Origin of the sequence: Microbacterium sp. BE35 (genome assembly GCF_031457705.1) — a bacterium.
GTDB classification, from domain to species: Bacteria; Actinomycetota; Actinomycetes; order Actinomycetales; family Microbacteriaceae; genus Microbacterium; species Microbacterium trichothecenolyticum.
The window spans coordinates 300,799-324,532 of sequence record NZ_JAVDXD010000003.1; the positions used below are offsets into that span (position 1 = coordinate 300,799).

A 23,734-nucleotide genomic window follows, 5' to 3' on the forward strand; every position below is an offset into this window, starting at 1 on the left:
GCTGTGCGAGCGGCGCGGCGGCGAGTACGTTGGACCCATGCCCAACATCGCACTCGAACTCGGCAAGCAGTCCGCGTCCTTCGGCGTGAAGAGCGCATACGGCGATCAGCAGGACGTCGACGGCGTCCGCATCATCCCGGTTGCGCTGACGTGGTCCGGCTTCGGCGGTGGATCCGACGAGGCGGGGAACGGCGGCGGTGGCGGAGGCGGCTGGGCCATCCCCCTCGGCGCATACATCCGTCGGGGCGACGACCTCCGGTTCGAGCCGAACATCATCGCGCTCCTGACGGTCGCGGTTCCGTTCGTCTTCTTCGCAGGTCGCGCGCTCAGCCGTGTCATCCGCACCCTCAAGAAGTAGCCAGGACGCGGTCGGCAATTCGCTCGGAATCGCGGTCGATCGGATCATCGCGGCGATCGAGCAGGTCGCGGCATCCAATCCCGTGGTCCTCATCGACGGACGAAGCGGTGCGGGCAAGACATCGCTGGCACGCGCTCTGGTTGCGCGGTGGCCTCTGCGCGGTCGCGTCCAGCTCGTGGCGCTCGACTCGATCTATCCGGGCTGGGACGGCCTGGACGACGGCGTGGAGCTCGCCAGGGAGCTGATCCTGACCCCACACGCCAAGGGATTCGTGGGGGTGTGGCAGCGATGGGACTGGACCGTCGGCGAACCTGCCGAGGCGCATGCCGTCGATCCCTCCCTGCCGCTCATCGTCGAGGGTTCCGGCGCGCTCACTCCGACGACCGCGCGGCTCGCCGACGTGCGGGTGTGGCTCGAATCGCCGATGGCCTCGCGCAAGGAGCGCGCCCTGGCCCGTGACGGTGAGACCTACCGTCCCCACTGGGACCGATGGGCGCGTCAGGAACAGCGGCACGTCACCCGCGACGATCCGATGAGCCTCGCGAGCCTCGTGTTCCCCGTACCGTGAGTGCGGGTCACTCCCCGCTGTCGAGAGCCGCGACGAGGCCGTCGAGCCGGTACCCGATCCAGTCGTAGACGCCGAACCGCGGATCGTCGTGCTCGTGGTCGTCCTCCTCGACGACGCCCAGCCGGGTCGCGAGCACCAGGCGGACGGCGGCGAGGGTTCGCAACCATGCCTGGGCCGTCTCCGGGGCGAGCCGGATCTCGACCTGCTCCAGCAGCGCCGGATCGTCGGGGTCCTCGGGGATCTCGGCTGCGTCCTGGAGGGAGGCGAGCACGAGACCGGCGTCGGAGGCCCGCCGATCGAGGAGGTCGGCCTGCGTCAGCGAACGGAACTCCCGCGCCGCGTCCTCGTCGTCCGCGTATGCCGTCGGCACCAGCCGTGCGATCGCGGGGTCGCCGTCGTCGGGCGCGGACTCGCGCAGCAGTTGGGCGAACTGGCCGACGAGGCCCGCGAGATGGGCGGCCTCGAGGCGGGCGACGTCGAGCACCACGATCCGGTCGATCATCGGGGTTCCTGCCTCACGGTGGCCCACAGGCCGTAGTCGTGCATCGCCTGCGCGTGCATCTCCATCTGCTCGCGGGGCCCGCGAGAGACGACCGCGTGCCCCTCGTTGTGAACCGCGAGCATGAGGCGCTCCGCGTCGGCGCGGGCGAGGCCGAAGTACTCGCGGAAGACGTGCGTGACGTAGCTCATCAGGTTGACCGGATCGTCCCAGACGACCGTCTGCCAGGGGCGCGCGGGATCGACGCGTTCGGAGAGGTCGATGTCTTCGTCGACCGACGGCGTGGCGAGCGCGGTCATCATGCCCAGCCCAGCTCGTGCAGGCGGTCGTCGTCTATGCCGTAGAAATGCGCGATCTCGTGCACCAGCGTCGTATGCACCTCGTCGCGCAGCTCACCCTCATCGTCGCAGACCGCCAGATGCGGTTCGCGGTACACGATGATGCGGTCCGGCAGCTCGCCGACGCCGTAACGCTCCCGCTCGGTCAGCGCCCAGCCGTCGTAGAGCCCCAGCAGGTCGAGACTGCCGTCCTCTGGCCTGTCCTCGACCACGAAGACGACGTTGTCGAGGCCCTCGACCATGTCGTCGGGGAGCGCATCCAGCTCGTCGATCACGAGCGTCTCGAAGGTCGCGGCATCCATCTCCATCATGATGCCCCGCTTCTACGCGAATGGGGCGCGTGAGACGCGCCCCATTCGATTGATCTGGGGTGAGTAACGGGACTTGAACCAGTTACGCACCCACCCCCGAATCGGGCAGAATCCGCGGAATCACGCGGGAAACTGGGGTGTCGGGTCATCGCTTGCCTAGGCAGAAATATGCAGGTTTCAGGGTGTGATTGCAGGCATGCCTACATCCGGAGCCGGCCGAAGAGAGGATCACCGGGCCCTGTTCGCCTCGCGGTACTCGTCGGACTCACGGTCAATCGGACCATGCTCGAGCACGTACTCCGCACGACGCCTCTCGTAGTCCTCGCGCGTCATCTCACTCACCCCGGAGTACCCGCCCCGCTTGGCGATGAACTTGACATCCGCCCACAGCTCGTCCGGGACGCGGACTCCGCGGATGATGGTAGCGGGCTGGTTAGGCATACGGGACAGTCTGCCACTTCTGTTCATACAGATGCCTCCCCAAGTGAGGTGTTCGAACACCCAGGGTATCGCGGGTGTTCATACACCTCAACCGGGTTGAAATAGCACACATCTGTATGAACAGAGCCGCATGATCCTGCAACTTGGCTAGCCAGTTATCAAAAAGTTATCGAATTTGTGGGGTTTGTCCCCCGAAAGGAGGACAGGCGACGGGAACCGTTGTCCGAGGCGGACATTAGAGTCCTCTCAGAGAGCCTCCCCCGGCCACACCCCAGCAGTGGCCTTGCCCCGGGACGGAGGCATTCGGGGGAGAGCAACATGGCGATCTACGACCGTACCTGCGGACAGGGTAAAAGCTGCGAGACCATTTGCCAGGCGAAGAAGCCCGGCGAAGAATGCCGCCTCAGCTTCCTGGACTTCGCGCTGCTACTTGATGCGGGCAGCGACGTCACGCCAGATGGTGGCGAAGTCTGCATGCCCGTACTCGTCATGTAGGAAGTCTGAGACCGCCACCACTTGCACCATGTCGATGCTCTGTGGTGGGGATGACAACCACCGGTAGAACGTGGACGGCGCCACCCCAGCTTCAGCCGCCGCACGGGTCACGTTGACTTGCGGATCGTTCTTGATGTTGGCGCGGAGGATTCTCAATACCTCCACTGTGCGCGCACGCGCAATCTCGCGGCGGTCGGTATCCCCCATAGCGGCCAATCGTAGCGTCATGCAGGGGTAGAGGCCTGCATTTGCCCGCTGATACGTGAGGATTCCTACAAGGTTTTCGATTCTCACTAGTGAGAAACCGAAGTTCCCCAAATCTGCCGTATCAGGCAGTAGACAGCGGCCTCCGCGCGGCGTAAATTCTCACTCATGAGAAACAGCCACCACGCCGGGCACCACATCGGTAGCCTCCTCGCCGCCAGCGGCAGAGACCAGGCATGGCTCGCCCAGGAGACTGGAATCGCGGCAGAAATGCTGCGGAGTCTCATCGCCGGCGACACTCAGTACCTCTCACTTGAGGATGCTGCGACCATCGCTGACGCGCTCAACGTAGAGCTCCCAGTTCTCATTCATGGGAATTCTGAAGAGGCTGTCGGCATCCCTCAGATCGCCCGCCTCTTGCGGGTTTCGACTGACACCGCCTACCGGAAGGCGCGGACGGGTGAGATCCCCGGTTTCAAGCTCGGCGGGTTGTGGCGGTTCTTCCCGTCTGAGGTGAAGGCGCACGTAACGACGCCGAAGGCCGACCCGTGGGCTCAGTCCGCGCGGTCCCGTTCACGGAAGCGGGTGGCGTGATGGACTACAAGGCTCGCTTCTACGCCCGCACCCAGCCGAACGAAATCGGCTGCATGGAGTGGCAGGGCGCTGTCACCGCGTCGACCGGCTACGGCAAGGTCAAGTACGAGGGCCGCGCAGTCGACACTCACCGCGTCTCATGGTTCATCAGCCGCGGGGCAATCCCGGCAGGCATGGACGTGTGCCACACCTGCGACAACCGCCGTTGTGTGAACCCTCTTCACCTGTTCCTCGGCACTCGGAGCATGAACGTCGTGGACGCGATGGTGAAGGGTCGCCAGAGCCTCAAGCGTGCTCACGCTGCGCATCCTGTGGTCCTCACGGATGACCAGGTGCGGCAGATCGATGAGCGCGTGAAGTCGGGGGAGCGTGACGGGGTCATCGCCGCAGAGTTCGGGGTTGCCCGTCAGACGGTTTCCAAGATCCGGCTCCGTCAACGGCCCCGGTATCTCGAGCTTCTTGGGGAGGTGTGTGATGTTCCGTCGTTTGCGGGCGTTGAACGCTCTGGTGGGCGGGTTCCTGTTCTTCTTCGGTGCCACCCTGGCCCTGTTCGGTTTTGACGGGACAGTCCCTTTGGGGGTCGGGGCCGGGATGCTCGCGGTGGATCTGTTCGTGGAGCACCGGACGGGGAGGGCGCGTCATGTGCACTGACCCGTCGCGTCCGGTGCCGGACATTCTCTCCTCGGATGATCCGGATTTGAACGGGGACTCACCCGAGCTCGAGTAGCCCGCGTCACCCGCCTCTACTTCGGCCGATTCGGTCGAAGCCTGGCTACCGCATTGCCTCCACACAGGTGGACACCCGCGTCACGGCGGAGCAATGCACGCAAGACCAACTACATAGCCGTCCTGCGGATGCAGGGCTAGAAACGAACCCCACGTCACCCCATAGCGGGTGAGGAACCGAGGGGGTTGTTGCTCTCCGATCCCCGCTCAGGGGCCGGTCAGGAGCAGGACGGTGACGAATAGACCATCTGTCTACGGGCGTTCGCTGGTGAGATGCGGCGCTGTTGGGGTGGGGGTTTCTGTCGAAGGGAACCGAGATTTCCCAGTCTGTGGAGCTACCGGGTGCGCTGCAACGCACCTGACGCCGACGCGGTTTCCGTGTCGGTAGGAACGGCCCTGACTGGTTCACATCTTGTCGGAGAGCTTAGTCCTCCGCTTGATACATCGCGTTGAGGGATTTCCTGAACGAACTTGTCGGGCACTGAACACCTTCGGGTGGAGGGAGTGCTGAACGAACAGGTCGGGGGAATGAAGACGCGGGGCTGACGGTCTACGTCGGGGTTCGACTCCCCGAAGCCCACCAACCACTAACCACACGGAGGGGAGCCGTCATGACGCTGTGCACCGCGTGCGAGATGAAAGAAGCGACGACCGACTGTCTGGCGAGTTGCGAATGCCCGTTGTGCGAAGGGTGCCGCGCAGTGCTGGACGAGACGCGCTCCGAGGCTCATGCCGCCTATGAGCGCACCACCACCGAGGCGGGCGACCCGTACGGCGCCGAGATCGTGGGCGACTTCGAATACGACAGTATCCGCGACGAGTGGCGTCAGACCCGCGGATCGACCGATTAGAGCTTGTGGGGTTCGGTTCGGCCATGGGGGTGCCGAACCCCACAACACACAAAACGGGGAGAAGCGTCATGAGTGAGACCACCAGCGCCGACTACTGCACCGCCCTCGGCGGAGTCGTCATCTGCGGCACCCACATGGAGGAAACCAGCCGGACGTCCGAGGGGGAGCGTTGGTGCTTCTGCTGCCGGAAGCGTCACGAGTTCTGGTGGGTCGTCATGGCACCGGTCGGGCTCAGCTACTACGGCCCGAGCGCGCACATGGAAGGCGTCAGGCGGGACTGCACCGATCTGTTCCCCGGCTGGTACCGCGAGGCGGTCGACGAATGAGGCGTGATCCGTTGGCGTGGGTGAATGGTCGCCCCGGATGGACCCGCCGTGAACGGAACCGTGTACTTGGTCGCGCCATCATCACCGGGCTACTCATAGCAGCCGCACTCACATACGGAATCACAGGAGCATGACCGACCGCGAACATCAGCGGCATGGCTGGGAACGCCAGTCGACCGCGCACATCCGAAACGTCGCCTACCTGACCACGCATTGGCTGATGAAGTGCCCATGCGGTTGGTACGGGTGGGCTCAACCGAACAGGAGCGAGTGATGAATGTTGCTGATGCTGAGGATGCTGTCACGGAAGCTGTGGAGCATCGTGACGAAGCGGCACGGCTTCTCGCGAAAGCCGAGTCGGCCCTGTTCGTCGCAGAAACGAACCGTGACACCGCCCGCAAGCATTACGCGGCGATGGTCGCGTGGGTTGCTCAACGGGAACGCGTACTGCGGGAAATCACCATCGCAACCGACGGCGGGTACACCCCATGACCGGCCAACACAAACCCACGTTCACCCAGTATCTCGCCTCGGTCACTGACCGGGGCATCACTATTTCCGATCCCGTGACCGCGGAGGTGGATTTCGCCGCAGGGTACGGGGCTGGTCACGCGGATGGGTTCGCGGCGGGTTACGCCGCAGCACTCGGAACCGGAAGCTAAGGAGCAGGACATGTTCACCGCAAGCAATGGCGTACAGATCACGGACCGGGGCGGGTCGCTATTCATCGGGTCAACGATCCTGTTTGGTGCAGGAAGCACCCACGGGCCTGCACTCGCCGAATACTTCCGCGCCAAGGAAGACGAACGCCTCGGACGGTGGCGGTGGCCCGAGAACCCCGAATACGTCGTGTACCCCGCGCCGCGAGATGGGACCAAGCAGGCGGACTTCGATGCGTTCGTGGTGGACGAAGCGCTCGGCGCATCGGGCGAGTACGTGCGCGCCGACGACGACGGCAACAGCATCGTCCTTGCATCGCCGCTCACGCTCGCCGCTCGCGCATATTTCGCCGCTCACCCTGTCCGTAAGCCGGTCCTGTTGCAGGCGCAGGAGGACGGCACGGACGAATGGTTCACGATCCGCACATACCCGGGTGACCCGGGCGACCGTGCACACGCCGACGCCAGCGCACACCTACTCACCTCTCAGGACGTTCCCGCCCGCGTCATCGAAGGAGGCACGGCATGAGTTGGGGGGCAATGGTCGCCGCGGAAACCGACACGCTCCGAACCGACCACGGCCTCGCACAAGCCCAAGCGGAAACCCTCGCGTTCGACCGGAACCGGCATGCGGAGTCCTTCAAGCAAGGACACCGCGCCGGCTGGTGGGCGGCAGTCACATACATCCTGACCCGCCAAGCCGAATGGGACGAACTCACAGAGAGCGAAGCGATCCGCGAGCTCCGCAAGGGCCACGGGTCAATCTACTTCCCCTTGTTCAAAGACGACCCCCGTGTCTGGGCCGACTGCCCCCGAGACGGCCGAGTCGTCGTCACCGAATCGGGCATCTGTGACGGGTGCCTCTACGACTTCACGAAGGACTGACCATGAGCGAACTTGCGAAGGCTCTAGCCGCGTTCCACGCGGATCTGCCGAAGGTCGGGAAGGGATCAACCAACCCGGCCTTCAAATCGAAGTACGCCGACCTCGCCGACATCGTGTCCGTGGTCCTGCCGGCGCTCGCGAAGAACGGGCTGGCATGGATCACCACACCCCGCGTCAGCGACGACGGGTTCACGCTCGAGTACGAACTGCGGCACACGTCCGGGGAGGCGGTCACAGGTTCATGGCCCCTCCCGGACCCGGAGAAAGCAACCCCTCAGCAGATGGGTTCGGCGGTGACGTACGCGAAGCGTTACACCCTATCCGCAGTGACCGGTATCGCACCGGACGAGGACGACGACGGGAACGCAGCGTCCAAGGGGCCTGGTGCCGCACCACGGCAGGCGCGAACGACTCGCGTGGCGGACCCGCAGGAGAAGATCGCTGGCGCTCTCAAAGCGATCACGAACGCAACCACCCCGGACAACCTCGACGCGATCGAGACTCACGCGAAGTCCCTCGGCATCGACGGTGTCGCTGAGGTGAAGGCTGCGCTCGCTACTCGACGGACTGAGCTTGGCCCGTCGCTTACGGATCATTGGGCCGCTGCCCCGATCCCCGATTCGAAGGAGTCGTGATGACCCAGCAACTCACCGCCGCGGTCAAAGACCTCGACGGCACCAACCCCATCGTGTTCAAAGACGACGACGGACTGTGGACGGTTCTCCGGTTCCAACCGTTCCATCAGGACAAGTTCGACACGTGGTCGGAAGCGTACGCGTTCGCGTATTGGGCTTCCCGGATCAGCAACGTTCTCACGGATGTGCTTGGTGGGAGTGATTGCGGATGAGCCTGTACTACGAAGACGAGTTTGTTGAGTTGCACCTAGGCGACTGCCGCGCGATTCGTGGTTGGACTCGCGCTGATGTGCTCGTGACGGACCCTCCATACGGGACACAGTTCACGGGCGGCAATCCCAAGGGCGGCTATGGGCGGCGACAGAACGCGGCGGGAAACTCACGCCATGCTTCCACACGGAAGAACATCGGTGTCGAAGGGTTCACGATCGCCAACGACGACTCCACCGAGGTGCGGGACGCGATTCTCGAGCTTTGGGGAGACAAGCCAGCGCTCGTCTTCGGGTCACCCCGCCTGCCCGACCCGCCGATGAAGGTCGCCGACAGGCTCGTGTGGGACAAGAAGCGTCCCGGGATGAACGGTGGGCCTTGGCGATACCGACACGAATCCATCTACGTCACCGAGGGATTCGTTCGCACGAACGATGCGGCCGTGTCGATCCTCACCGCGTTCCCGGAACAGGACGACCACATCCACGGGAAGCCCCTCGCACTCATGGAAGCTCTCGTCGGCGCTGCGCCGGCCGGACTTCTGGCCGACCCGTTCGCGGGCTCAGGGACAACGCTCGTCGCCGCTCGAAATCTCGGCCGCAAGATCATCGGCGTCGAGGTGGAGGAACGCTACTGCGAGGTCATCGTCCGACGCCTGTCGCAGCAGGCGTTCGACTTCTCCGGGTTGGAGGCTTCGTGACTCTTCTGGCCCCGGATGTTCTTGACGAGTCGATCCTTGACGCGGTCCTCACGTGTGCGAACTGTGCTGGTGAGGCGGAGTGGCGTTGGTCGACCCGGTGTTGTGGTGCTCACGCGGAACTCTGCGACAGTCACGACGCTACCGGTTACCGTGCCGCCGTCAACACACTCCTCACGTCCCGTGCCATGTGTGGGGCGTGCGGGAAGGTCGCCGGGTACGGGCTCCGATTCACCGACTTCTACAGAAGGACAGAACTGTGAAGCGGCACATCATCGTTGAGCTCGATAGCCACGAGACAACCACGCCGAGTGTCTACATGGACGTGTTCGGCTACGTCCGCGACCGCGAGACGCTGGCGCGCGTCGGCCGGTGGCAGGAGATGCCTCAGATGGTCCACAGCTCGCCCGATGTCTAGCCGCACGAAACAGATCCCCGCGAAGAACCGCCGCATCGTTGAAGAACGGTGCGGCGGTCTCTGTGAGGGATGCGGGAAACGGGAAGCCACCGAACTCCACCACCGCAAATACCGGTCACGAGGCGGGGGAAACGAGGTCACCAACCTCATCTACCTGTGCGGGTGGGGCAACCACACCGGATGCCACGGCACCGCACACTCCACCGAGGGACACGAGCTCGGATGGTCCGTGAACTCATGGGCCGACCCCGCATTCACACCCGTCCTCTGGCGTGGCGGCATGTCATGGCTCACCAGCGATGGACGTGTTGAGCCCACCGGTTTCGAGCCGAGTTTCTAGGAGGCGTTATGTCGTCAGAGTCATATTCGGGGGTTCCCGATGCCTGATAAGAGTTTGCGGCCGTGGCAGGTCGCGTACATCGAGTCCCACCTGACATCACCGTACGGGCCGCAACGAATCAGCGGCGCCCGAACCGCTTACGTGTATGGGTTCACAGTAGAGGAGATCACCGAACTATCCGGCCTCCCCGCGTGGAGGGTGCAGCAAGCAATCCTCGGCGACGCCACCAAACGCCAAAACGACGACTAGGTGTTCTATGTCATGACGTTGGTTACACCTGATCCGATTCAGAACAGGGCATCCGGGTCATCTGTCGACGCCGAGTGTGCTGTTCATGTGGGCAGCGATCCTGGCGGCTCCCCACTTGGTTGACCGTCGAAGGTCGAGCACAAGGTCCACGACGTTGTCGGGCGTGGACGTGGGACTCGTGAGCGGCCGGGAGGATGCTTCCTCCAACCCGTCCCACCCGTACTGGCGATAGCGGGCGTACCACTTCGACGCCGTGCGTCGTGAAATACCCATCTCGTCCGCGACGTGAGCGATGGGTCTGCCTGTTTCCAGGCGCTCGATAAGCCGCCGTTTCCCCTCCGGGGTGAGTGGTGAATTTGCGTGCGGCATCTTTACACCTATCTTTACACCGGATAGGCTGGGTGTAAAGACACAACGACACAAAAGGATGGGAGCCGGAAGTCATGACCGAGACCGCGCGATTCATTAACACCGACGAGAATCTTGAGGTGACCTCTGCCGATGGCTGCCCCAATTGCGGGCACCTAGAACGCCGAACGGAGTATGAGAGGGCGGCGCTGTCGGCCGTTCACATCATGATCTTTGACGGCTGCGCGAAGTGCGGCGTAGATCGACGCGACGCGGGCAACACCGACAGTGAGTGCGGAACCTGCGGCCTTCTGCAAGGCGCGCACAACTCGGGCTGCCCCGAGTCAGTTGCACAGTTCCCCGCGTCGGCGGTCGATGAACGGTCGCCGCATCAGCGCATGAAGGATCTCTACGGGTACGGGTTCAGTCGATGAGCGATGCGTCGCCATCCGACGACGAGCGTGCGGCCCTGATTGCTGACCTGGTCCGCTCTGTCTTCGGCGTGCCAACTACTTACGCGAATCCCATTGACATGGCTGACATGCGAAAGGTGCTGGGCGATGCCTACGATGCTGGCCTCCGCCGACAGCGACCGAGGTTAGACATGTCCAACCCGGTTGACCCCTCGTGTAAAGATGAGGGCGTGGCCCCTGACAAGCCGAAGACGCCTATCTCGAACTTCCGCATCCCACCGGAAGTCAAGGCGAAGGCGATGGAGCGCGCCGAATCCGAAGACAAGACGCTAACCTACGTCGTCACTCAACTCCTCGACCGCTACGGACGCGGACAGATAAACGTGCGGTGAGACTCATCAAGGAAGGCCCCGACTCAGCCAATGGGACGGGGCCTTCCTCATGCCCGGACGTGGGAACAACGTCCTGAGATACAACAACTAGGAGAGAAATGGCTGGTCTGCCATGGATCAGGTGTGATACCAACGTCAACACTCACGACAAGGTTCTCGAGCTCGTCGGTGTCGGCGCGAAGGGCAAGTCGGCTGGGTTCGTCTACTGGATGGCGCTCACGTACTCCGGAGGACAGGACACGGGCGGGATCATCAAGAAAGCGGTCCTACCGTTTGTCCACGGAACGCCGGCTGATGCGCGCTTGCTCGTGGAGGCGCGTCTTTGGGAGATCGTTGAGGGCGGTTGGCGGATCGTCAACTACGGCAACCGCAACGTCGTCGGCGCATCGCAACAGGTGATCGCTGACAACATCCGCGCCGCCCAAGTTGAGGGTGGCAAGAAGGGTGCTGATAGGCGCTGGTCGGACACCTAACCCGTCGAATGTCGGTCACCCACGATATACCTAATGGGTCACCCATCTGGACTTGACATGGGTTGTACCCTAACGAAACGTACGAACGAACGGACGGAACGTACGACCTCCAAGACAGATTGATTCTTCTTTCGTTTCTAATGCGGGAGCCTTTGTGGATAAGAGTGAATTCGTCCAAGTCGCGGATGCTGTCGATGAAGCAATCGAGTCAATCGGGACCGAGTATGACCGTCTCCCCGTGCTGAACCGTGAACCTCGCACCATGCCCGAAGAGAACGGCCCGGTATGGGCGGCGCTCATGGCGCGAGACGGAGACAAGTGCTGGATGTGCGGGCGAGATGGTCATTGACCATCTCAAGCCCCGCTCAGCCTTCCCGCCGAACATGATCCATATCGCCGACCGCACGGACAACCTTGCTATCGCTTGCTGGGACTGCAACACCGTTAAGAGCAACCGTGACTACCCGTTCCGTCCGGTGCTGCCGGTCATCTGGGTCTGCCCGCTGGACTGGCGCGAAAAGGGCGCGTCCGATGAGGACGTGAACGGGTGGCTCGAGATTTACGCGACCGACGAGCACCATGCGTACTGCGCTTCGCATAGATGCGCTACCAGGGTTCCGACCGACTGGCCTATCGCAATGCTCCACTGATCTCAGCGACAAGACATACACCGAGAGCCGCACCCGATGGGGTGGGGCTCTCTTCATTGTGCACGGTACACGCGGAATACCCGCTACCCTGCGACAGGTGCGCGCAAGACGCCGCCGATAGGAGTGAGTAATGAGCGACGCCATGAGCGACGCGGAGTTGGTTGAGTTCGCAGCTGTGCATGGCATGAGAGGTGTATACCAGGCCGGATACGACCTCGCTATAGATCAGATGCGGGGCCAGCAGGACCAAGACCGTGAGTTCATCGAGACGATCCACAAGGCGCTGCGCGAGATGGGATTTCGCTCACTCGGCATGAGCCGCGAACAGGAAATCCTCCACGCCCTCACGGCGGTTGCGCGGCAACGTGCCGCGGGGGGGGGGGGGGGGTGAGTAATGAGCGACCGCGTGAAGTACTCAGATGTGCGACCGGGTGACCGCCTCACCTTCGAGCGCCCGGGCGTCGCGACCTACGGAGGTGCCGTCTGGCAATCTCCAACGACAGGCGACATCATCGCCGGCGATACATTCCTTCGGCTGAGGGGTGCTTGGCTCCCCGAACCGAGCGGGGACGTAGCTTTGACGCTTGACACGACCTATCGCCGCGACGGCGAGGACTGGGCGTGAGCCCTAGGAAGCGTTCTCCTGGCCCCAACTAAACAAACTTCATCCGAACGGTCCCTGCCTTCCTGGTGGGGGCCGTTTCTTCTACCCCAGTAGACCGCTGCGTCTGCTGTTCACCCGAACCCGTCACCCCATTGTGGCGGGTTCTTTTTCGTACCCCTGGAAGGTAACCCTCGCCCGATGCCGCATTCCGTCACCAACGACCGCACCAACAACCCGTTCCGGTTCTGGGCGTGGATCCGAAACTGGTTCCGCCCGTGACCCGCCGACCACTCACCGGTCCCGCGAAGGAAGCGCGGGGTGTCCTGTTGGAGAAGTACGGGGCACCCCGGTTGTGGCAACGGTTCGACGAACCTGTGCGGGTTGTGGACGCGTCACCCCGTAGAAACTCCCCGAACTACCTCGCATGGACACGCCCCGGCATGGAAGACGGACCAGTCAGGTGGATCAACGAAACCAACTTCAACCGGTACTACCGAGAGGTGGAACAGGCATGACCTTCACATGCCCCCCAGACCACAAGCACGGGCAGACATCGAACTGCTACTCCGATCACAAATGCCGGTGCGATGAATGCCGGGAAGTGCGGGCGAAGCAGCATCAGGACTACCGCAGGAAGATCCGCAACGGTCACATCCAGGAGTATGTGGACGCCGGCCCGATCGCGCAGCACATCCGCCGACTCGTCCGCGACGGGTGGGAGTACGCGGACATCGCGAAGGTGTCCGGGGTTTCGGAACCCACCATCGGACGGGTCCGCAGGGGCGTGACGAAGCGGGTTGAGACGGAGACCGCTGACGCGATCCTCGGCACCCTCCCCAGGATGCGGGACCGTGCCAACCCGTCACGCATGGTCAACGCTGTCGGTGTCCGCCGCCGCATCCGAGCCCTCGTCGCTGTCGGGTGGACGGTTCGGGAGATCGCTCGCAGGGTTGGGAAGACCCCTTCGCAACTGTGGTGGTACGAACGGCAGGACATGGTCACCGTCGCCACACATGCGACGGTAGCGGCGGTCTATGACGGGATGTGGGCGGAAACGCCACCGCAGGCAACGGCGGAGCAGCGCCGGATCTACAAGCGGGCACGCACCCACGCCGCAAACCGTGGCTGGCCGTCACCTCTGGCTTGGGACGATGACCGCATTGACGACCCCCTCGCCATTCCGGACGTGGACGGCTTCAAAGAACTCACTGACGCCGACATTGTGGACGCCGCGTTGAACGGGGAGAAACCGAAACTCACCCCCACGCAACGCCGAGAAGTCATCACGATCCTCAACGAACGCCGCTGGCCGGCGTGGCGCATCGGCGAACACATCGGCTGCGCCACCGACACAGTCCACCGCATCCGAAACCAACTCGACCTTCCGGTGTACCTCGCAAACGGAACCCACTACAAAGACGGAACGGTGGCCGCATGACCGCTATCGAAGACGCCCGCGCCGCACTGGCCGATTGGGACAACGAGGGGCGAATCCTTCCGAGCCATCTCGCGCGTGCCTTGCGTGCCCTGCTCGTCGAACACGAGCGCACCGTCGCCAGCGACGAGTGCGGCTGGTGCGGAGCAAACTGCAACTGCCCAGACCGGAGCATCAAAGCCCCGATCGCGGTGCTGGGGCACCGCTACACGCCCGATGACGAGGGCAACTGCTGGACGTGCGGCAACCATCGCGAGTGGCGCGAGCACCGCGCAGAGACGATCGCCCCGCCCACCGACGACGAGCGCGAGGCGCTGATCACGGACCTGATTCGGTCTGCGGTCCGGGTGCCGACCACCTACGCCAATCCGGTCGACATGGACGACCTGCGCAGAGTGCTGCGCGATGCCTACGCTGCTGGTTCCCGCCGACAGGGACCGATCACCGACGCACAGGTGGACCGCGTCGCTGAGGCTATCGCTCGCACGGCGGACGCCGACTACTGGAAGACGGAGATCTCCGAGTGGGAGGGCAGTGAGGACTGGGAGCGGGAGGCGCACCCGGACAACTACCCGGGCGTCGCGTACGAGGACCGCGAGTGGTACCGCAAGCAGGCACGCGCCGCTCTCGAAGCCGGGAGGGACACACCATGACCTCTGACGCGGTGTCGTTCTTCATCGAGGGTGTCCCGGTCCCGCAAGGATCCAAGACCGTTTCGCAGGCGAAGGGGCGGGCGTGGTTGAGGGATGCTAACGCGGCCCGCCTGAAACCGTGGCGGCACGTGGTAGCCACCCACGCCGACGTTGGGGTCACGTTCGACTGTCCAGTCACCGTGACCCTTTCGTTTGTCCTCCCACGCCCCCAACGGCCCCGTTGGCCTGTGCCGGCCGTGAAACCCGACATCGACAAACTGTCCCGCGCAATCCTCGACGGACTCACCGATGGCGGACTTCTCGCCGACGACGCACGTGTCGTCGACCTGATCGTCCGCAAGCGTTACCCGAACCCCGGAGACCCTACTGGCGTCGGCATCGACGTCACCGAATGGAGTAACCAATGACCACGATCGCATTCCGAGGCAACCTGACCGACGCACCGAGCCTCCGGTACACGCAGAACGGAAAGCCCGTCGCATCCGTGACCGTCGCCGAAAACGTCGGCAAGGACGACACCAAGCGAACCAACTTCCACAGGGTCACGCTCTGGGGCGAGCTCGGTGAGAATGCCGCGCAACTCGTCAAGGGAACATCCGTGATCGTCATCGGACGTCTCGAGGAACGCGAGTACCAGACGAACGAGGGGCAGACGCGCAGGGCGTGGGATGTGGTTGCTGACGCGTTCGGCCCGGATCTTCGCTTCGCCACCGCGACCGTCACCCGATCAGGGGCAGCCATGGTGTCCGCACCTGCTGGTGACCCGTGGCAGTCGGCTCCCATCTCGGACTCTGAGACACCGTTCTGATCGTGGATGATGACGTGTTTCCCCAGTATCCGAGACGGTTACGGCCGAGGGAGGCCGCGTGGATCGCGGACGTACTCAACCCCGAACCAGAACCCCCACAACACGTATGCGGACGCTGCCGCAACCCATTCACGGGCGGACGTAGTGACTGCCCGAATGCCGGGAGGACCGGGTGAAGATCGGGTCACTGTTCAGCGGGTACGGCGGACTGGACCTGGGGGTGATGTCCGTCCTCGGCGGGGAAGTGGCCTGGCACGTCGAGTTCGACGACGCCCCATCCCGCATCCTCGCCCACCACTGGCCCGACGTCCCGAACTACGGCGACGTTACGAAAGTGGACTGGTCGAGCGTGCAGCAGGTGGACGTCATAACGGCTGGCTACCCGTGCCAGCCGTTCTCCTTGTCCGGAAAACGAAAGGGATCAGCCGATGAGCGACACCTCTGGCCCTACGTACTTGGCGCCGTTCGCCACCTACGACCACGACTCGTCGTCCTGGAAAACGTTCGGGGACACCTCACTCTGGGGTTCGACCGAGTTCTCGGAGACCTGGCCGAAGCGGGGTATGACGCGCAGTGGGTTTGCATACCGGCTTCCGCTGCCGGAGCTCCCCACAGGCGAGAGAGGATCTTCATCCTTGCCCACGCCGCGGGCGTCGGACTCGAATGGGCCGGGCAGGCATGGAGCGGGGGGAATGGATCTGCGGACAGCGGTGACGCTTCTCCCGACGCCGGCAGCGCACGACTCCGGGAACACACCAGAGGATCATCTGCGGAAGAAGCCGGGGCGGTTGGTAGTGACGAGCCTGCAAGTCCTCGTGGATCACGACCTGCTGTCGACTGGGGGCCGTATCTCTCCGCGATCGTCCGATGGGAACACCAGCTCGGACGGGTGGCCCCTGCCCCCACCGCTCCCACTGGACGAGATGGCAAGCAGCAGCTATCGACCCGATTCGAGGAATGGATGATGGGCCTCCCCGAAGGGCATGTGACGGGAATCGGTCTGACGAGGGGCCAGGAGGCTAAGGCGCTCGGGAATGGTGTTGTGCCGCAGCAGGCGGCGTTGGCTTTGCGATTGTTGGGGGTTTCTAGTGTCGGGTGAACACAACGAACTGCTGGACGCGGTCGACGAGCTGACGAGGCGGGTTGTTCTGCATCAGACGGTGCAGGAGTCCCGGTTTACGTGCATCGTGTACGACCAGTCGCTACTCGAACGGCTTGAGTCGGAGATTCGGTTCAGCCTGAGCCGGGAGGGGTCGAAGTCGCTGCCGAACCAACGCATCCCACTCAACAGTGGCGCGTTGGGGTTGTTCATGCGGATCAGTTCCCAGGTGACGGACTGGGCACACGGGGTCAAAGCGACCGTGTACAAGGGGGACCCGGCAAGGACGTTGCGAGCATGGTACGTGACATGGACACAGACCCAGCGTGAGCCGGGGGAGGTGGCGGGGCGGGTGAAGTTGCTGCACTCGTGGGCTGCGTCCATCCGCCGCGAACTCGAACCACCCCGGCAGAAAGACCTCCCCGACCCGTGCCCGAGTTGTGGGGCTACGGAGTGGTGGAGGGACGGGGAACGCTACCCGCGACCGCTGGTGGTGGAGTCTCCGAGGAACCCGGAACGGAACCTGATCGACGAGTCCACCGCCAACTGTCGTGCATGCGACAAGAGGTGGGGAGCACGAGAACTCGCCTACGAACTCGAAACAACCATCAACCTGGACAGGAGCGAATGATGAGTTTCAGGAAGGGCAGCGACGGCAAGTGGTACGGCACCATCGAGTGCCTTCTGATTCGCGTTGTGGGAGACGAGACCGAGACCGTAATCGGAACCCGTTCCCCTTGGGGCGGAATCATGGGCGAGCTCGAAGGCACTCGATTCGTCGAGAAGCCTGCCGAATGGTGGGAGAAGGAGGGTTTCACCATCACCATGCCTGAGATTTGGCACGAGGCTCGCGCACGCTCTCGCGCCCGGCCCCGAGATTGAGGGGAAGCGGGTATTGCGTACGACCGTTCGTTCGTGTACAATCTGGTCTTAGGTCGATGACGCACGCCTAAAACCGGGCCGCATCGCCTTCTTGCTCCCCACTGTCCTCCGGGCCTAGTGGGGATTTTCCATTCCTCCCGGCAGCGGCGACCCCGTAGTTCGGTTGAGGAACGGCCCGCCCAGGAGCGCGCCGGCATCAACAAGTAAATAGCCCGAAGCCACGTAGAGGTGAGGTCGGGCAACACCAACTCTTCCCGTGCATGCGCCCCCGCGCAACAGTCCGGGGGAGCCTGCCTGACCACAGGGAGCACTTGTGGCAATTGCAGATCGTATGACCCGGCCGGACACGCGAACGAAGTTCGAGAAGTGGCTGGACTCACTGTCCGAGACGAACCGGACCACCGTGACCGCATGGCTCGAAGACACGTCGATCTTCGACGCGCAGATCGCGCGGTGGATCCGTGAGGATGACGTCGAAGACCAGTTCGTCGGATACCGGGGCGATTCGGAAACGATCGCGACGTGGAGGCGGGCACATGGGTATCGCTGACCGTCAGTCCATCAACGTTGCTGTCCCGGCGAAGTTTCAGCAGCATGCGGAGTTTGACGAGACCGGAGGCACCGCAGCTACTGGCCCGGTTCGCCGCATGGTCACCGACTACGCCGAACTGCTCACTCTCGCCGGCCTGGACCCCGAGAGCTTCCGAATCGTCGGCAAAGTGTCCCAGTGGACCAAAACCCACCACGACAAGGAAGACACCTACAGTTTCTTCTTCGCGTTCGAAGCCATCACGGCTGGCGAAGAAGCTATCGACCTCCCTGCCCTCTACGCCGAGGCGAGACGAGCACCACGAAAGCCCATTCGGGCTACGGCTACGAGCCGAGTAACCATCGTCGCTCTGTCGGACGTTCAAGCGGGCAAGGTAGACCATCGGGGTGGAACCCCGGAACTCATCGACCGGTTGGCGGGGATGCGGGAACGCCTCGCCGCACATCTCAAAGCACGGAAACCGCAAGCGACCGTGCTCGCCGAGGTGGGGGATCTGTTCGAAGGGTTCGAGTCGGGCGGAAACCCGATGTTCACCAACGACCTGTCCCTAGCCCAGCAGATGGACCTTGCCGGTACCGAGGTGTACCGGTTCGTTGAGGTCATGCAACGGCACGGGCGTGTCGACGTCGTCTGCATCCCGTCGAACCACACACAGTGGCGATCGGGTAAGCAGCAGCTCGGGCGCCCCGGTGACGACCTCGGCATTTTCGTGCACCGGCAGGTTGAGAAGCTCGCCAACGTTGCGGGCATCGACGCTTACTGGACATACCCCGACATGTACAACGAGTCCGTCGTCATCGACGTCCTCGGCACCGGTCTAGGTGTAGTGCACGGGAACCAGTACAACACCGGCCAGGCAGTCACGTGGTGGCAGAAGCAGCAGCACGGCGGCATGCCCACCGCGACCGCAGACATCCTCCTCACGGGCCACTACCACCACCTCACCGTGCTCCCTTCGGGCCGCAACCCGGCCACAGGGAAAGCGAAGTGGTGGTTGCAGGCACCGACGACGGACAACGGGTCGTCATGGTTCCGCAACATCGGTGCCGGCGACAGTGACGCGGGCCTGCTCGTGTTCGACATCACAGAGGACGGCTTCGACCTGTCCTCACTGACGGTGCTCTAGACGGGCGGTGTCGCATGGACCACGAATGGGAACGTCTCACCGCACAAGACCGGTGCGACGGTTGCGGCGCGCAAGCGTACGTCGTCACACGCGTCCACGGTACGGACATGCTCTGGTGCGTCCACCACTACCGCAAAGGCGAGGAACGACTGGTCACTGTGGCGACACGGATCTGGGACTTCAGCTTCCTGCTGGAGGACGAGTGAGCCGAATCGAGGATCTTGTGAACACCCAGTCAAGCCCGGACGCTCAACCCGGTACACCTTTAACCTGCATGGTCACACTGGTCCTGGATTACGACTCCCTGGACTGCTACCTGCACCATGGTCACGCCGGCCCCCACAAGGGCAAGGGTGAACACGGCGCCTACTGGTGGCAGTACGCATGAGCGTCGCATACGACAACCTGTGCGCCGCGATCCGCGACTACTACGCCGAAACAGAACCAGACGCGTACGTAGACGCATGGGTCATCATCAACCACAAACGCACCCTCGACCTCGAAGCCAACGGACAATCCATCGTCGGTGTCCTGTCATCCCCGGACCTGTCATGGGTGATGAAACGTGGCCTGTTGGATGTGGCGTTGACGGAGGACCGGTTCTCCACCGAATCCGGAGACGATGATGACTGACCGGCAGTTCCCGTGCGAATCGTGCGGCGCGCACTACACGTCACCATTAGCGGCTGCTGAATGCGCCGACGAAGACCGCGAGGAAGACCTACGCCAACGGCAATGGGTCCGCGGAATTAACTGATAGCCGAGTCTTCAGGGGGTGCACGCTATCTCGTCGGGGTGACGACGCAAACCACACCCACATACTCTTGTCGTCCAACCGGCAGGATGCCCGGCTCTGAACCGGGTGATCGTGGTTCGAATCCACGCGAGAGTGCGAAACCGCACGGTGCTATCGAGGGCCGACCGTCCCCGCGTACAGCGAAACGGCCATTGGCATGTAGCTCAGTAGGCAGAGCACCCGACTGTTAATCGGAAGCGCGCTGGTTCGATCCCAGCCGTGCCAGCAATTCCCTTCGACCAAACCGAGGTGCACATGCGCGTGTGCAACATCCCCGGCTGCCCCACCCTCTACGAAGGAACAGAGGGACGCTGCCCCACCCATAGGCGGGAGGCGGACAGGGACAGAGGCACAGCCACGCAACGCGGGTACACATCACGCGGGCACCAACGCTTCCGAGCCGATGTTCTAGCCCGCGACCCAATCTGTGTGCTTTGCGAAGCCGCACAGTCGAACATCGCGGACCACTACCCGCTCACACGACGCGAGCTCGAACAGCGCGGCATGGATCCGAACAACCCCGACGCCGGCCGTGGACTCTGTAAGCCCTGCCACGACCGCTGGACCGCCACCTCATCCCCAGGCGGATTCACTGTCGGAGGGTACTGAGACAATAGAAACGGCTCCAAAGAGTGCTGGTAACACTCCCGGAGCCTGACCGATCACCTTGGCTAGAAGGAGATGCGGCTGTGGCCCATCGTACCTGCACGATAGAGAACTGCGAGAAGACGCATCGAGCTAGAGGGCTCTGCATCACTCACTACAACGAAGTGCACCGCAAGCCCAACCCCACCGCCGAATACACGTGCGACGCATGTGGAACGACAGTCGTCAAGGAAGCGGGCCGCGACAAGCGGTACAGCCACCAGTACTGTTCCCAACTCTGCCGCGACTGGGGCAACTACGGCGTGCCGACCTCCACAAAACTTCCCCCCACCCACTGGGGTCGCTGGTACGGGCTGACGAGCGAATGGGTAGCCCCACTGATCCGCAACACGGGGGCCTGCGACTGGTGCGGTAAGGCGAACGACAGGCCGCTCAGCGCACGCTTCTGTTCGTACAAGTGCAAGAAAGCACAGTACAAAGCAGACAGACGAGGCAGGGAGCACGATGCCCCCGGGTCATACTCCTACGCTGGCCTACTCCGGGTGTGGCAGGGGTTCGGGATGCGGTGTGCCTACTGCACCGAACACCTACCCGCAGCAGACCTACAAGCCGAGCACGTCACACCACTCAGCCGTGGTGGAGACAACGGCCTGAACAACATCCTCCCTTCATGCGCACCATGTAACTCGGACAAGCGTGACCTACTACTGAGTGAGTGGAACACAGACCGCGAACGCCGCGGCCTACCGCCACGCATCACCACATGGTCTGACACTGACGCGCGATACCAACACCTGACCCAAGCGGTCGCCCTCGTCGCCTAAGGGGTGGGGGACCACCCGCGATCAAACGTCAGAATCGGAACCGCCGGAGAGGTGAAAAAAACGTCAGACGGGTTCAAAACGTTCTGAACCGTACCAATGTTCGACTGTTCCGACGTGGCGTGATGCCGCGCAGCGTGATGCTGAGGATGTGATGTCATGCCTTCTGGTGGATCCCGTGCACGTAGTGGCCCTGCACCTGACCCGAACTCGTATCGGTCTCTTGATCGGGAGTGGGTTGACCTTCCTGCCGATGGGTACACCGGCCCTGTCCCGTCGTTTCCTCTGGCTGAGGCGCTCGAGGTCGAGACGGATCTGTGGGCTGAACTGTGGGCTAAGCCTCAGGGTGCTGCGTGGGCGTCTCTTGGTCTCAAGTTCCAGGTTGCCGCGTATGTGCGTGCGTATATCAAGGCGACTGCGCCTGATGCGGTGAATGGCTGGTCGACGGTTGCGCTGCGGATGGAAGCGGAGCTCGGATTGTCCCTGCCCGGGATGCGGCAGAACGGCTGGCGGATCTCCGATGGGACTGCCGTGGCGCCCGCTACGACTGCGCCGGCTGCCCGTAAGACTTCCTCCGGTGACTGGCTGAAAGCTGTCTCCGTTGAAGGGACCTGACTACAAGATCCCGCCCCGTACGCGTTCGCTCGGTTACCTCGGCATGTGGTGGATCGAGAATCACTGTGTCGTCCCCGAGGGCGACACTGCTGGTGACCCGTTCATGCCGACACTCGATCATCGGGTGTGGCTGGCGAACTGGTACGAGGTTCGGCCGACTGCGAAGCCGGGGGAGCGTAACGTCGCTTTCCGGTACCGCACGGGGCAGTGGATGGCTGCTCAGAAGGTGGGCAAGTCCCCCGGTGTTGCCGCGGAGACGTGTCTCGAGTTCGTGGGGCCGGCGCTGTTCGATGGTTGGGCTGCTGAGGGCGATTACTATGCGTGTGCCGATCATGGGTGCCCGTGTGGCGGCGTGTATTTCTACGAGGTCGGTGAACCTAGGGGGCGTCACTGGCCTACCCCGCGCATCCAGCTTGCGGCTGTGGTTGAAGATCAGGTGGAGAACACCTGGGGTGCGCTTATCCCGATGATCGATTCTGGTCCGTTGTCGAACATGATCCGTACCGGTGAGGCGTTCATTCGTCATCCGAACGGTAACCGTGATTCGCGGGTCGAGATTGTGACTTCGAAGGCTGACGGCAAGCTTGGCGCGCGTATTTCTGCGGGGAAGTGTGATGAGACGGGTCTGTGGACTGACTCGAACAAGATGAAGAAGTTCATGCGTACGTTGCGGCGTGGTGCTGCGGGTATGGGTGGGCGGGTGTCGGAGACGACGAACCCGTATGACCCGGCCGAGGCGTCGCAGGCGCAGGATACGCATGAGTCGAAGCGTAAGGACGTTCTCAAGCATTACTTCCCGCCCCCCGCAAATCTTCGGTTCGATCTGAAGAAGGATCGGGCGTTGATTTTCGCGTTCAACTATGGCGGTTCGCCGTGGGTGGATCAGCGGTCGATTGAGGCGGAGTCGCAGGCGCTTGCGGAGGCCAATCCGGCTGAGGCTGAGCGGTTCTTCGGGAACCGGATCGTTGCTGGTTCGGGTTCGTGGTTCGAGATGACGAAGTGGGCTGACCGGAAGGTTGAGCCCATCACGGTGGCGCCGCGAACGAAGGTGTGTGCCGGGTTCGACGGATCCAACAATGACGACCACACCGGCATCCGGCTCGAGACGCTTGACGGTTACCAGTTCACGCCGGCCTATGGGGACAAGCGTCGTAAGACGCATTGGCGTCCGCAGGACTGGGACGGTCGTATTCCGCGCGCTGAGGTTATGGCCGCATGGTCGGAGATCGCATCTGAGTTCGAGATTGTCCGCGCCTACATGGACCCGGCGTTCTGGGAATCCGAAGCCGACAACCTGGCGGCGGAGCACGGCGACAAGGTGTTCATCAAGTGGGCAACCAACAGGTTGAACCCGATGCATGCGGCGCTCGAGCGGTTCCGCACGGACGTGTACAACGCCGAGTCGGACTTCCGGCACGACGGGGACGTGGATGTGGAAGCTCATCTGCGGAACGCGATCCTCCGGGCGCGCGGCGTGGACCCGGCGACTGGTATCAACCGGTATTTCATCGGGAAGCCGACCGACCCGCAGAAGATCGACCTCGCGATGACGTCGGTGCTCGCCCATGAGGCGCGTATGGATGCCATCGCGGACGGGGCGCTGAACACTGACCCAGATTCCTACGTATACGTGTACTGACTGATGCCGAGGGAGGCAAC

Annotated in this window: 38 protein-coding genes and 2 tRNA genes; 34 read left to right on the top strand and 6 right to left on the bottom strand. The window is 63.2% G+C overall.

Going from position 1 to position 23,734, the window contains the following annotated elements:
* Nucleotides 1-37: 37 nt before the first annotated feature.
* The gene (locus J2Y46_RS12735; protein ID WP_045296051.1) at nucleotides 38-358 is read left to right on the top strand and encodes a hypothetical protein; all 321 of its coding nucleotides are present in this window, start codon (nucleotides 38-40) and stop codon (nucleotides 356-358) included.
* Nucleotides 333-926 carry a sigma 54-interacting transcriptional regulator gene (locus tag J2Y46_RS12740; RefSeq protein WP_396653186.1) on the top strand — a complete coding sequence of 198 codons (594 nt, stop codon included), beginning with the start codon at nucleotides 333-335 and terminating at the stop codon, nucleotides 924-926. The genes J2Y46_RS12735 and J2Y46_RS12740 overlap by 26 nt, the downstream gene beginning before the upstream one ends.
* Nucleotides 927-933: 7 nt before the next feature.
* Here the strand turns inward: J2Y46_RS12740 and J2Y46_RS12745 are convergent, their stop codons facing one another.
* The 5 genes from J2Y46_RS12745 to J2Y46_RS12765 form a co-directional block, all read right to left on the bottom strand.
* Nucleotides 934-1,428, bottom strand: coding sequence for a DUF2017 family protein (locus J2Y46_RS12745; RefSeq protein ID WP_045296053.1), 495 nt, complete (start codon nucleotides 1,426-1,428; stop codon nucleotides 934-936).
* Entirely contained in the window at nucleotides 1,425-1,724 is a 300-nt protein-coding gene (gene clpS, locus J2Y46_RS12750) for an ATP-dependent Clp protease adapter ClpS (protein ID WP_310242720.1), read from the bottom strand. Before clpS ends, J2Y46_RS12745 begins: the two co-directional genes overlap by 4 nt.
* A complete protein-coding gene (locus J2Y46_RS12755; protein WP_084695363.1) occupies nucleotides 1,724-2,071 on the bottom strand; it encodes a metallopeptidase family protein in 348 nt (115 codons plus the stop codon). The genes clpS and J2Y46_RS12755 overlap by 1 nt, the downstream gene beginning before the upstream one ends.
* A gap of 231 nt (nucleotides 2,072-2,302) precedes the next feature.
* Nucleotides 2,303-2,515 (bottom strand): hypothetical protein, encoded by a 213-nt coding sequence (locus J2Y46_RS12760; RefSeq protein ID WP_310242722.1) that lies wholly within the window; start codon nucleotides 2,513-2,515, stop codon nucleotides 2,303-2,305.
* 426 nt (nucleotides 2,516-2,941) lie between these two features.
* Nucleotides 2,942-3,217, bottom strand: coding sequence for a hypothetical protein (locus J2Y46_RS12765; RefSeq protein WP_310242723.1), 276 nt, complete (start codon nucleotides 3,215-3,217; stop codon nucleotides 2,942-2,944).
* 165 nt (nucleotides 3,218-3,382) lie between these two features.
* On the opposite strand from J2Y46_RS12765, the gene J2Y46_RS12770 reads away from it, so the two are divergent.
* The 12 genes from J2Y46_RS12770 to J2Y46_RS20685 all read left to right on the top strand — a co-directional run bounded on the left by J2Y46_RS12770 (nucleotide 3,383) and on the right by J2Y46_RS20685 (nucleotide 9,555).
* The gene (locus J2Y46_RS12770) at nucleotides 3,383-3,808 is read left to right on the top strand and encodes a helix-turn-helix domain-containing protein (RefSeq protein WP_310242724.1); all 426 of its coding nucleotides are present in this window, start codon (nucleotides 3,383-3,385) and stop codon (nucleotides 3,806-3,808) included.
* Nucleotides 3,808-4,368 (top strand): HNH endonuclease, encoded by a 561-nt coding sequence (locus tag J2Y46_RS12775; protein WP_310242725.1) that lies wholly within the window; start codon nucleotides 3,808-3,810, stop codon nucleotides 4,366-4,368. Before J2Y46_RS12770 ends, J2Y46_RS12775 begins: the two co-directional genes overlap by 1 nt.
* Nucleotides 4,369-5,145: 777 nt before the next feature.
* On the top strand, nucleotides 5,146-5,385 hold the full coding sequence (locus tag J2Y46_RS12780) for a hypothetical protein (RefSeq protein WP_310242726.1): 240 nt from the start codon (nucleotides 5,146-5,148) through the stop codon (nucleotides 5,383-5,385).
* A 68-nt stretch (nucleotides 5,386-5,453) separates the two neighbouring features.
* Nucleotides 5,454-5,711, top strand: coding sequence for a hypothetical protein (locus tag J2Y46_RS12785; RefSeq protein ID WP_310242728.1), 258 nt, complete (start codon nucleotides 5,454-5,456; stop codon nucleotides 5,709-5,711).
* A gap of 273 nt (nucleotides 5,712-5,984) precedes the next feature.
* Complete coding sequence (locus tag J2Y46_RS12790; protein WP_310242730.1) at nucleotides 5,985-6,203, top strand: hypothetical protein; 219 nt, start codon at nucleotides 5,985-5,987, stop codon at nucleotides 6,201-6,203.
* A 180-nt stretch (nucleotides 6,204-6,383) separates the two neighbouring features.
* Complete coding sequence (locus J2Y46_RS12795; RefSeq protein ID WP_310242732.1) at nucleotides 6,384-6,899, top strand: hypothetical protein; 516 nt, start codon at nucleotides 6,384-6,386, stop codon at nucleotides 6,897-6,899.
* The gene (locus tag J2Y46_RS12800) at nucleotides 6,896-7,255 is read left to right on the top strand and encodes a hypothetical protein (protein ID WP_310242734.1); all 360 of its coding nucleotides are present in this window, start codon (nucleotides 6,896-6,898) and stop codon (nucleotides 7,253-7,255) included. The genes J2Y46_RS12795 and J2Y46_RS12800 overlap by 4 nt, the downstream gene beginning before the upstream one ends.
* 2 nt (nucleotides 7,256-7,257) lie before the next feature.
* The gene (locus tag J2Y46_RS12805; protein WP_310242736.1) at nucleotides 7,258-7,890 is read left to right on the top strand and encodes an ERF family protein; all 633 of its coding nucleotides are present in this window, start codon (nucleotides 7,258-7,260) and stop codon (nucleotides 7,888-7,890) included.
* Nucleotides 7,890-8,102 carry a hypothetical protein gene (locus tag J2Y46_RS12810; protein WP_310242738.1) on the top strand — a complete coding sequence of 71 codons (213 nt, stop codon included), beginning with the start codon at nucleotides 7,890-7,892 and terminating at the stop codon, nucleotides 8,100-8,102. The genes J2Y46_RS12805 and J2Y46_RS12810 overlap by 1 nt, the downstream gene beginning before the upstream one ends.
* Nucleotides 8,099-8,800, top strand: a complete 702-nt coding sequence (locus J2Y46_RS12815) for a site-specific DNA-methyltransferase (RefSeq protein ID WP_310242740.1) — start codon at nucleotides 8,099-8,101, stop codon at nucleotides 8,798-8,800. The genes J2Y46_RS12810 and J2Y46_RS12815 overlap by 4 nt, the downstream gene beginning before the upstream one ends.
* Before the next feature lie 256 nt (nucleotides 8,801-9,056).
* Nucleotides 9,057-9,215, top strand: coding sequence for a hypothetical protein (locus tag J2Y46_RS12820; protein WP_310242742.1), 159 nt, complete (start codon nucleotides 9,057-9,059; stop codon nucleotides 9,213-9,215).
* Complete coding sequence (locus tag J2Y46_RS20685; protein ID WP_396653187.1) at nucleotides 9,208-9,555, top strand: HNH endonuclease; 348 nt, start codon at nucleotides 9,208-9,210, stop codon at nucleotides 9,553-9,555. The genes J2Y46_RS12820 and J2Y46_RS20685 overlap by 8 nt, the downstream gene beginning before the upstream one ends.
* Before the next feature lie 306 nt (nucleotides 9,556-9,861).
* Here the strand turns inward: J2Y46_RS20685 and J2Y46_RS12825 are convergent, their stop codons facing one another.
* A complete protein-coding gene (locus J2Y46_RS12825) occupies nucleotides 9,862-10,173 on the bottom strand; it encodes a helix-turn-helix domain-containing protein (protein WP_310242744.1) in 312 nt (103 codons plus the stop codon).
* Between the two features lie 74 nt (nucleotides 10,174-10,247).
* On the opposite strand from J2Y46_RS12825, the gene J2Y46_RS12830 reads away from it, so the two are divergent.
* The 20 genes from J2Y46_RS12830 (at nucleotide 10,248) to J2Y46_RS12920 (ending at nucleotide 23,714) form a co-directional block, all read left to right on the top strand.
* A complete protein-coding gene (locus tag J2Y46_RS12830; protein WP_310242745.1) occupies nucleotides 10,248-10,586 on the top strand; it encodes a hypothetical protein in 339 nt (112 codons plus the stop codon).
* Nucleotides 10,583-10,957 (top strand): hypothetical protein, encoded by a 375-nt coding sequence (locus tag J2Y46_RS12835; protein ID WP_310242746.1) that lies wholly within the window; start codon nucleotides 10,583-10,585, stop codon nucleotides 10,955-10,957. Before J2Y46_RS12830 ends, J2Y46_RS12835 begins: the two co-directional genes overlap by 4 nt.
* Nucleotides 10,958-11,055: 98 nt before the next feature.
* Nucleotides 11,056-11,430, top strand: a complete 375-nt coding sequence (locus tag J2Y46_RS12840) for a hypothetical protein (RefSeq protein ID WP_310242748.1) — start codon at nucleotides 11,056-11,058, stop codon at nucleotides 11,428-11,430.
* A gap of 338 nt (nucleotides 11,431-11,768) precedes the next feature.
* On the top strand, nucleotides 11,769-12,080 hold the full coding sequence (locus J2Y46_RS12845; protein ID WP_310242749.1) for an HNH endonuclease: 312 nt from the start codon (nucleotides 11,769-11,771) through the stop codon (nucleotides 12,078-12,080).
* A 130-nt stretch (nucleotides 12,081-12,210) separates the two neighbouring features.
* The gene (locus tag J2Y46_RS12850; RefSeq protein WP_310242751.1) at nucleotides 12,211-12,471 is read left to right on the top strand and encodes a hypothetical protein; all 261 of its coding nucleotides are present in this window, start codon (nucleotides 12,211-12,213) and stop codon (nucleotides 12,469-12,471) included.
* 3 nt (nucleotides 12,472-12,474) lie between these two features.
* Complete coding sequence (locus J2Y46_RS12855) at nucleotides 12,475-12,705, top strand: hypothetical protein (RefSeq protein ID WP_310242752.1); 231 nt, start codon at nucleotides 12,475-12,477, stop codon at nucleotides 12,703-12,705.
* Nucleotides 12,706-13,195: 490 nt separating this feature from the next.
* Nucleotides 13,196-14,122, top strand: coding sequence for a helix-turn-helix domain-containing protein (locus J2Y46_RS12860; RefSeq protein ID WP_310242754.1), 927 nt, complete (start codon nucleotides 13,196-13,198; stop codon nucleotides 14,120-14,122).
* The gene (locus J2Y46_RS12865) at nucleotides 14,119-14,772 is read left to right on the top strand and encodes a hypothetical protein (protein WP_310242756.1); all 654 of its coding nucleotides are present in this window, start codon (nucleotides 14,119-14,121) and stop codon (nucleotides 14,770-14,772) included. Before J2Y46_RS12860 ends, J2Y46_RS12865 begins: the two co-directional genes overlap by 4 nt.
* Entirely contained in the window at nucleotides 14,769-15,179 is a 411-nt protein-coding gene (locus J2Y46_RS12870) for a RusA family crossover junction endodeoxyribonuclease (RefSeq protein ID WP_310242757.1), read from the top strand. The genes J2Y46_RS12865 and J2Y46_RS12870 overlap by 4 nt, the downstream gene beginning before the upstream one ends.
* Complete coding sequence (locus J2Y46_RS12875; protein ID WP_310242758.1) at nucleotides 15,176-15,580, top strand: single-stranded DNA-binding protein; 405 nt, start codon at nucleotides 15,176-15,178, stop codon at nucleotides 15,578-15,580. The genes J2Y46_RS12870 and J2Y46_RS12875 overlap by 4 nt, the downstream gene beginning before the upstream one ends.
* Before the next feature lie 172 nt (nucleotides 15,581-15,752).
* Nucleotides 15,753-16,679: a DNA cytosine methyltransferase gene (locus J2Y46_RS12880; RefSeq protein ID WP_310242760.1), complete on the top strand. Its 927-nt coding sequence runs from the start codon at nucleotides 15,753-15,755 to the stop codon at nucleotides 16,677-16,679.
* Nucleotides 16,669-17,310, top strand: a complete 642-nt coding sequence (locus tag J2Y46_RS12885; protein ID WP_310242761.1) for a hypothetical protein — start codon at nucleotides 16,669-16,671, stop codon at nucleotides 17,308-17,310. The genes J2Y46_RS12880 and J2Y46_RS12885 overlap by 11 nt, the downstream gene beginning before the upstream one ends.
* Complete coding sequence (locus J2Y46_RS12890) at nucleotides 17,310-17,561, top strand: hypothetical protein (protein ID WP_310242763.1); 252 nt, start codon at nucleotides 17,310-17,312, stop codon at nucleotides 17,559-17,561. Before J2Y46_RS12885 ends, J2Y46_RS12890 begins: the two co-directional genes overlap by 1 nt.
* Before the next feature lie 331 nt (nucleotides 17,562-17,892).
* Nucleotides 17,893-18,111 carry a hypothetical protein gene (locus J2Y46_RS12895; protein ID WP_310242765.1) on the top strand — a complete coding sequence of 73 codons (219 nt, stop codon included), beginning with the start codon at nucleotides 17,893-17,895 and terminating at the stop codon, nucleotides 18,109-18,111.
* Nucleotides 18,098-19,237 (top strand): hypothetical protein, encoded by a 1,140-nt coding sequence (locus J2Y46_RS12900; RefSeq protein ID WP_310242768.1) that lies wholly within the window; start codon nucleotides 18,098-18,100, stop codon nucleotides 19,235-19,237. The genes J2Y46_RS12895 and J2Y46_RS12900 overlap by 14 nt, the downstream gene beginning before the upstream one ends.
* A 384-nt stretch (nucleotides 19,238-19,621) precedes the next feature.
* Entirely contained in the window at nucleotides 19,622-19,870 is a 249-nt protein-coding gene (locus J2Y46_RS12905) for a hypothetical protein (RefSeq protein ID WP_310242770.1), read from the top strand.
* A 187-nt stretch (nucleotides 19,871-20,057) separates the two neighbouring features.
* Nucleotides 20,058-20,129, top strand: a tRNA-Gln gene (locus J2Y46_RS12910).
* A 57-nt stretch (nucleotides 20,130-20,186) separates the two neighbouring features.
* A tRNA-Asn gene (locus tag J2Y46_RS12915) sits at nucleotides 20,187-20,259 on the top strand.
* Nucleotides 20,260-21,199: 940 nt separating this feature from the next.
* Nucleotides 21,200-21,463 carry an HNH endonuclease gene (locus J2Y46_RS20690; RefSeq protein ID WP_396653194.1) on the top strand — a complete coding sequence of 88 codons (264 nt, stop codon included), beginning with the start codon at nucleotides 21,200-21,202 and terminating at the stop codon, nucleotides 21,461-21,463.
* Nucleotides 21,464-22,118: 655 nt separating this feature from the next.
* The gene (locus J2Y46_RS12920; protein WP_310242772.1) at nucleotides 22,119-23,714 is read left to right on the top strand and encodes a hypothetical protein; all 1,596 of its coding nucleotides are present in this window, start codon (nucleotides 22,119-22,121) and stop codon (nucleotides 23,712-23,714) included.
* Nucleotides 23,715-23,734: the final 20 nt, after the last annotated feature.

Bases quoted from the DNA above. Each gene is read 5' to 3' on its own strand.
- J2Y46_RS12895 (WP_310242765.1), top strand. From the start codon at position 17,893: ATGACCCGGCCGGACACGCGAACGAAGTTCGAGAAGTGGCTGGACTCA.
- J2Y46_RS12850 (WP_310242751.1), top strand. From the start codon at position 12,211: ATGAGCGACGCCATGAGCGACGCGGAGTTGGTTGAGTTCGCAGCTGTG.
- J2Y46_RS12875 (WP_310242758.1), top strand. From the start codon at position 15,176: ATGACCACGATCGCATTCCGAGGCAACCTGACCGACGCACCGAGCCTC.
- J2Y46_RS12840 (WP_310242748.1), top strand. From the start codon at position 11,056: ATGGCTGGTCTGCCATGGATCAGGTGTGATACCAACGTCAACACTCAC.
- J2Y46_RS12865 (WP_310242756.1), top strand. From the start codon at position 14,119: ATGACCGCTATCGAAGACGCCCGCGCCGCACTGGCCGATTGGGACAAC.
- J2Y46_RS12805 (WP_310242736.1), top strand. From the start codon at position 7,258: ATGAGCGAACTTGCGAAGGCTCTAGCCGCGTTCCACGCGGATCTGCCG.
- J2Y46_RS12800 (WP_310242734.1), top strand. From the start codon at position 6,896: ATGAGTTGGGGGGCAATGGTCGCCGCGGAAACCGACACGCTCCGAACC.
- J2Y46_RS12790 (WP_310242730.1), top strand. From the start codon at position 5,985: ATGAATGTTGCTGATGCTGAGGATGCTGTCACGGAAGCTGTGGAGCAT.
- J2Y46_RS12735 (WP_045296051.1), top strand. From the start codon at position 38: ATGCCCAACATCGCACTCGAACTCGGCAAGCAGTCCGCGTCCTTCGGC.
- J2Y46_RS12765 (WP_310242723.1), bottom strand. From the start codon at position 3,217: ATGGGGGATACCGACCGCCGCGAGATTGCGCGTGCGCGCACAGTGGAG.
- J2Y46_RS12775 (WP_310242725.1), top strand. From the start codon at position 3,808: ATGGACTACAAGGCTCGCTTCTACGCCCGCACCCAGCCGAACGAAATC.
- J2Y46_RS12795 (WP_310242732.1), top strand. From the start codon at position 6,384: ATGTTCACCGCAAGCAATGGCGTACAGATCACGGACCGGGGCGGGTCG.
- J2Y46_RS12780 (WP_310242726.1), top strand. From the start codon at position 5,146: ATGACGCTGTGCACCGCGTGCGAGATGAAAGAAGCGACGACCGACTGT.
- clpS (WP_310242720.1), bottom strand. From the start codon at position 1,724: ATGACCGCGCTCGCCACGCCGTCGGTCGACGAAGACATCGACCTCTCC.
- J2Y46_RS12920 (WP_310242772.1), top strand. From the start codon at position 22,119: ATGTGGTGGATCGAGAATCACTGTGTCGTCCCCGAGGGCGACACTGCT.
- J2Y46_RS12835 (WP_310242746.1), top strand. From the start codon at position 10,583: ATGAGCGATGCGTCGCCATCCGACGACGAGCGTGCGGCCCTGATTGCT.
- J2Y46_RS12845 (WP_310242749.1), top strand. From the start codon at position 11,769: ATGGTCATTGACCATCTCAAGCCCCGCTCAGCCTTCCCGCCGAACATG.
- J2Y46_RS12810 (WP_310242738.1), top strand. From the start codon at position 7,890: ATGACCCAGCAACTCACCGCCGCGGTCAAAGACCTCGACGGCACCAAC.
- J2Y46_RS12870 (WP_310242757.1), top strand. From the start codon at position 14,769: ATGACCTCTGACGCGGTGTCGTTCTTCATCGAGGGTGTCCCGGTCCCG.
- J2Y46_RS20685 (WP_396653187.1), top strand. From the start codon at position 9,208: ATGTCTAGCCGCACGAAACAGATCCCCGCGAAGAACCGCCGCATCGTT.
- J2Y46_RS12890 (WP_310242763.1), top strand. From the start codon at position 17,310: ATGAGTTTCAGGAAGGGCAGCGACGGCAAGTGGTACGGCACCATCGAG.
- J2Y46_RS12745 (WP_045296053.1), bottom strand. From the start codon at position 1,428: ATGATCGACCGGATCGTGGTGCTCGACGTCGCCCGCCTCGAGGCCGCC.
- J2Y46_RS12770 (WP_310242724.1), top strand. From the start codon at position 3,383: ATGAGAAACAGCCACCACGCCGGGCACCACATCGGTAGCCTCCTCGCC.
- J2Y46_RS12830 (WP_310242745.1), top strand. From the start codon at position 10,248: ATGACCGAGACCGCGCGATTCATTAACACCGACGAGAATCTTGAGGTG.
- J2Y46_RS12755 (WP_084695363.1), bottom strand. From the start codon at position 2,071: ATGGAGATGGATGCCGCGACCTTCGAGACGCTCGTGATCGACGAGCTG.
- J2Y46_RS20690 (WP_396653194.1), top strand. From the start codon at position 21,200: ATGCGGTGTGCCTACTGCACCGAACACCTACCCGCAGCAGACCTACAA.
- J2Y46_RS12785 (WP_310242728.1), top strand. From the start codon at position 5,454: ATGAGTGAGACCACCAGCGCCGACTACTGCACCGCCCTCGGCGGAGTC.
- J2Y46_RS12905 (WP_310242770.1), top strand. From the start codon at position 19,622: ATGAGCGTCGCATACGACAACCTGTGCGCCGCGATCCGCGACTACTAC.
- J2Y46_RS12760 (WP_310242722.1), bottom strand. From the start codon at position 2,515: ATGCCTAACCAGCCCGCTACCATCATCCGCGGAGTCCGCGTCCCGGAC.
- J2Y46_RS12855 (WP_310242752.1), top strand. From the start codon at position 12,475: ATGAGCGACCGCGTGAAGTACTCAGATGTGCGACCGGGTGACCGCCTC.
- J2Y46_RS12860 (WP_310242754.1), top strand. From the start codon at position 13,196: ATGACCTTCACATGCCCCCCAGACCACAAGCACGGGCAGACATCGAAC.
- J2Y46_RS12900 (WP_310242768.1), top strand. From the start codon at position 18,098: ATGGGTATCGCTGACCGTCAGTCCATCAACGTTGCTGTCCCGGCGAAG.
- J2Y46_RS12815 (WP_310242740.1), top strand. From the start codon at position 8,099: ATGAGCCTGTACTACGAAGACGAGTTTGTTGAGTTGCACCTAGGCGAC.
- J2Y46_RS12825 (WP_310242744.1), bottom strand. From the start codon at position 10,173: ATGCCGCACGCAAATTCACCACTCACCCCGGAGGGGAAACGGCGGCTT.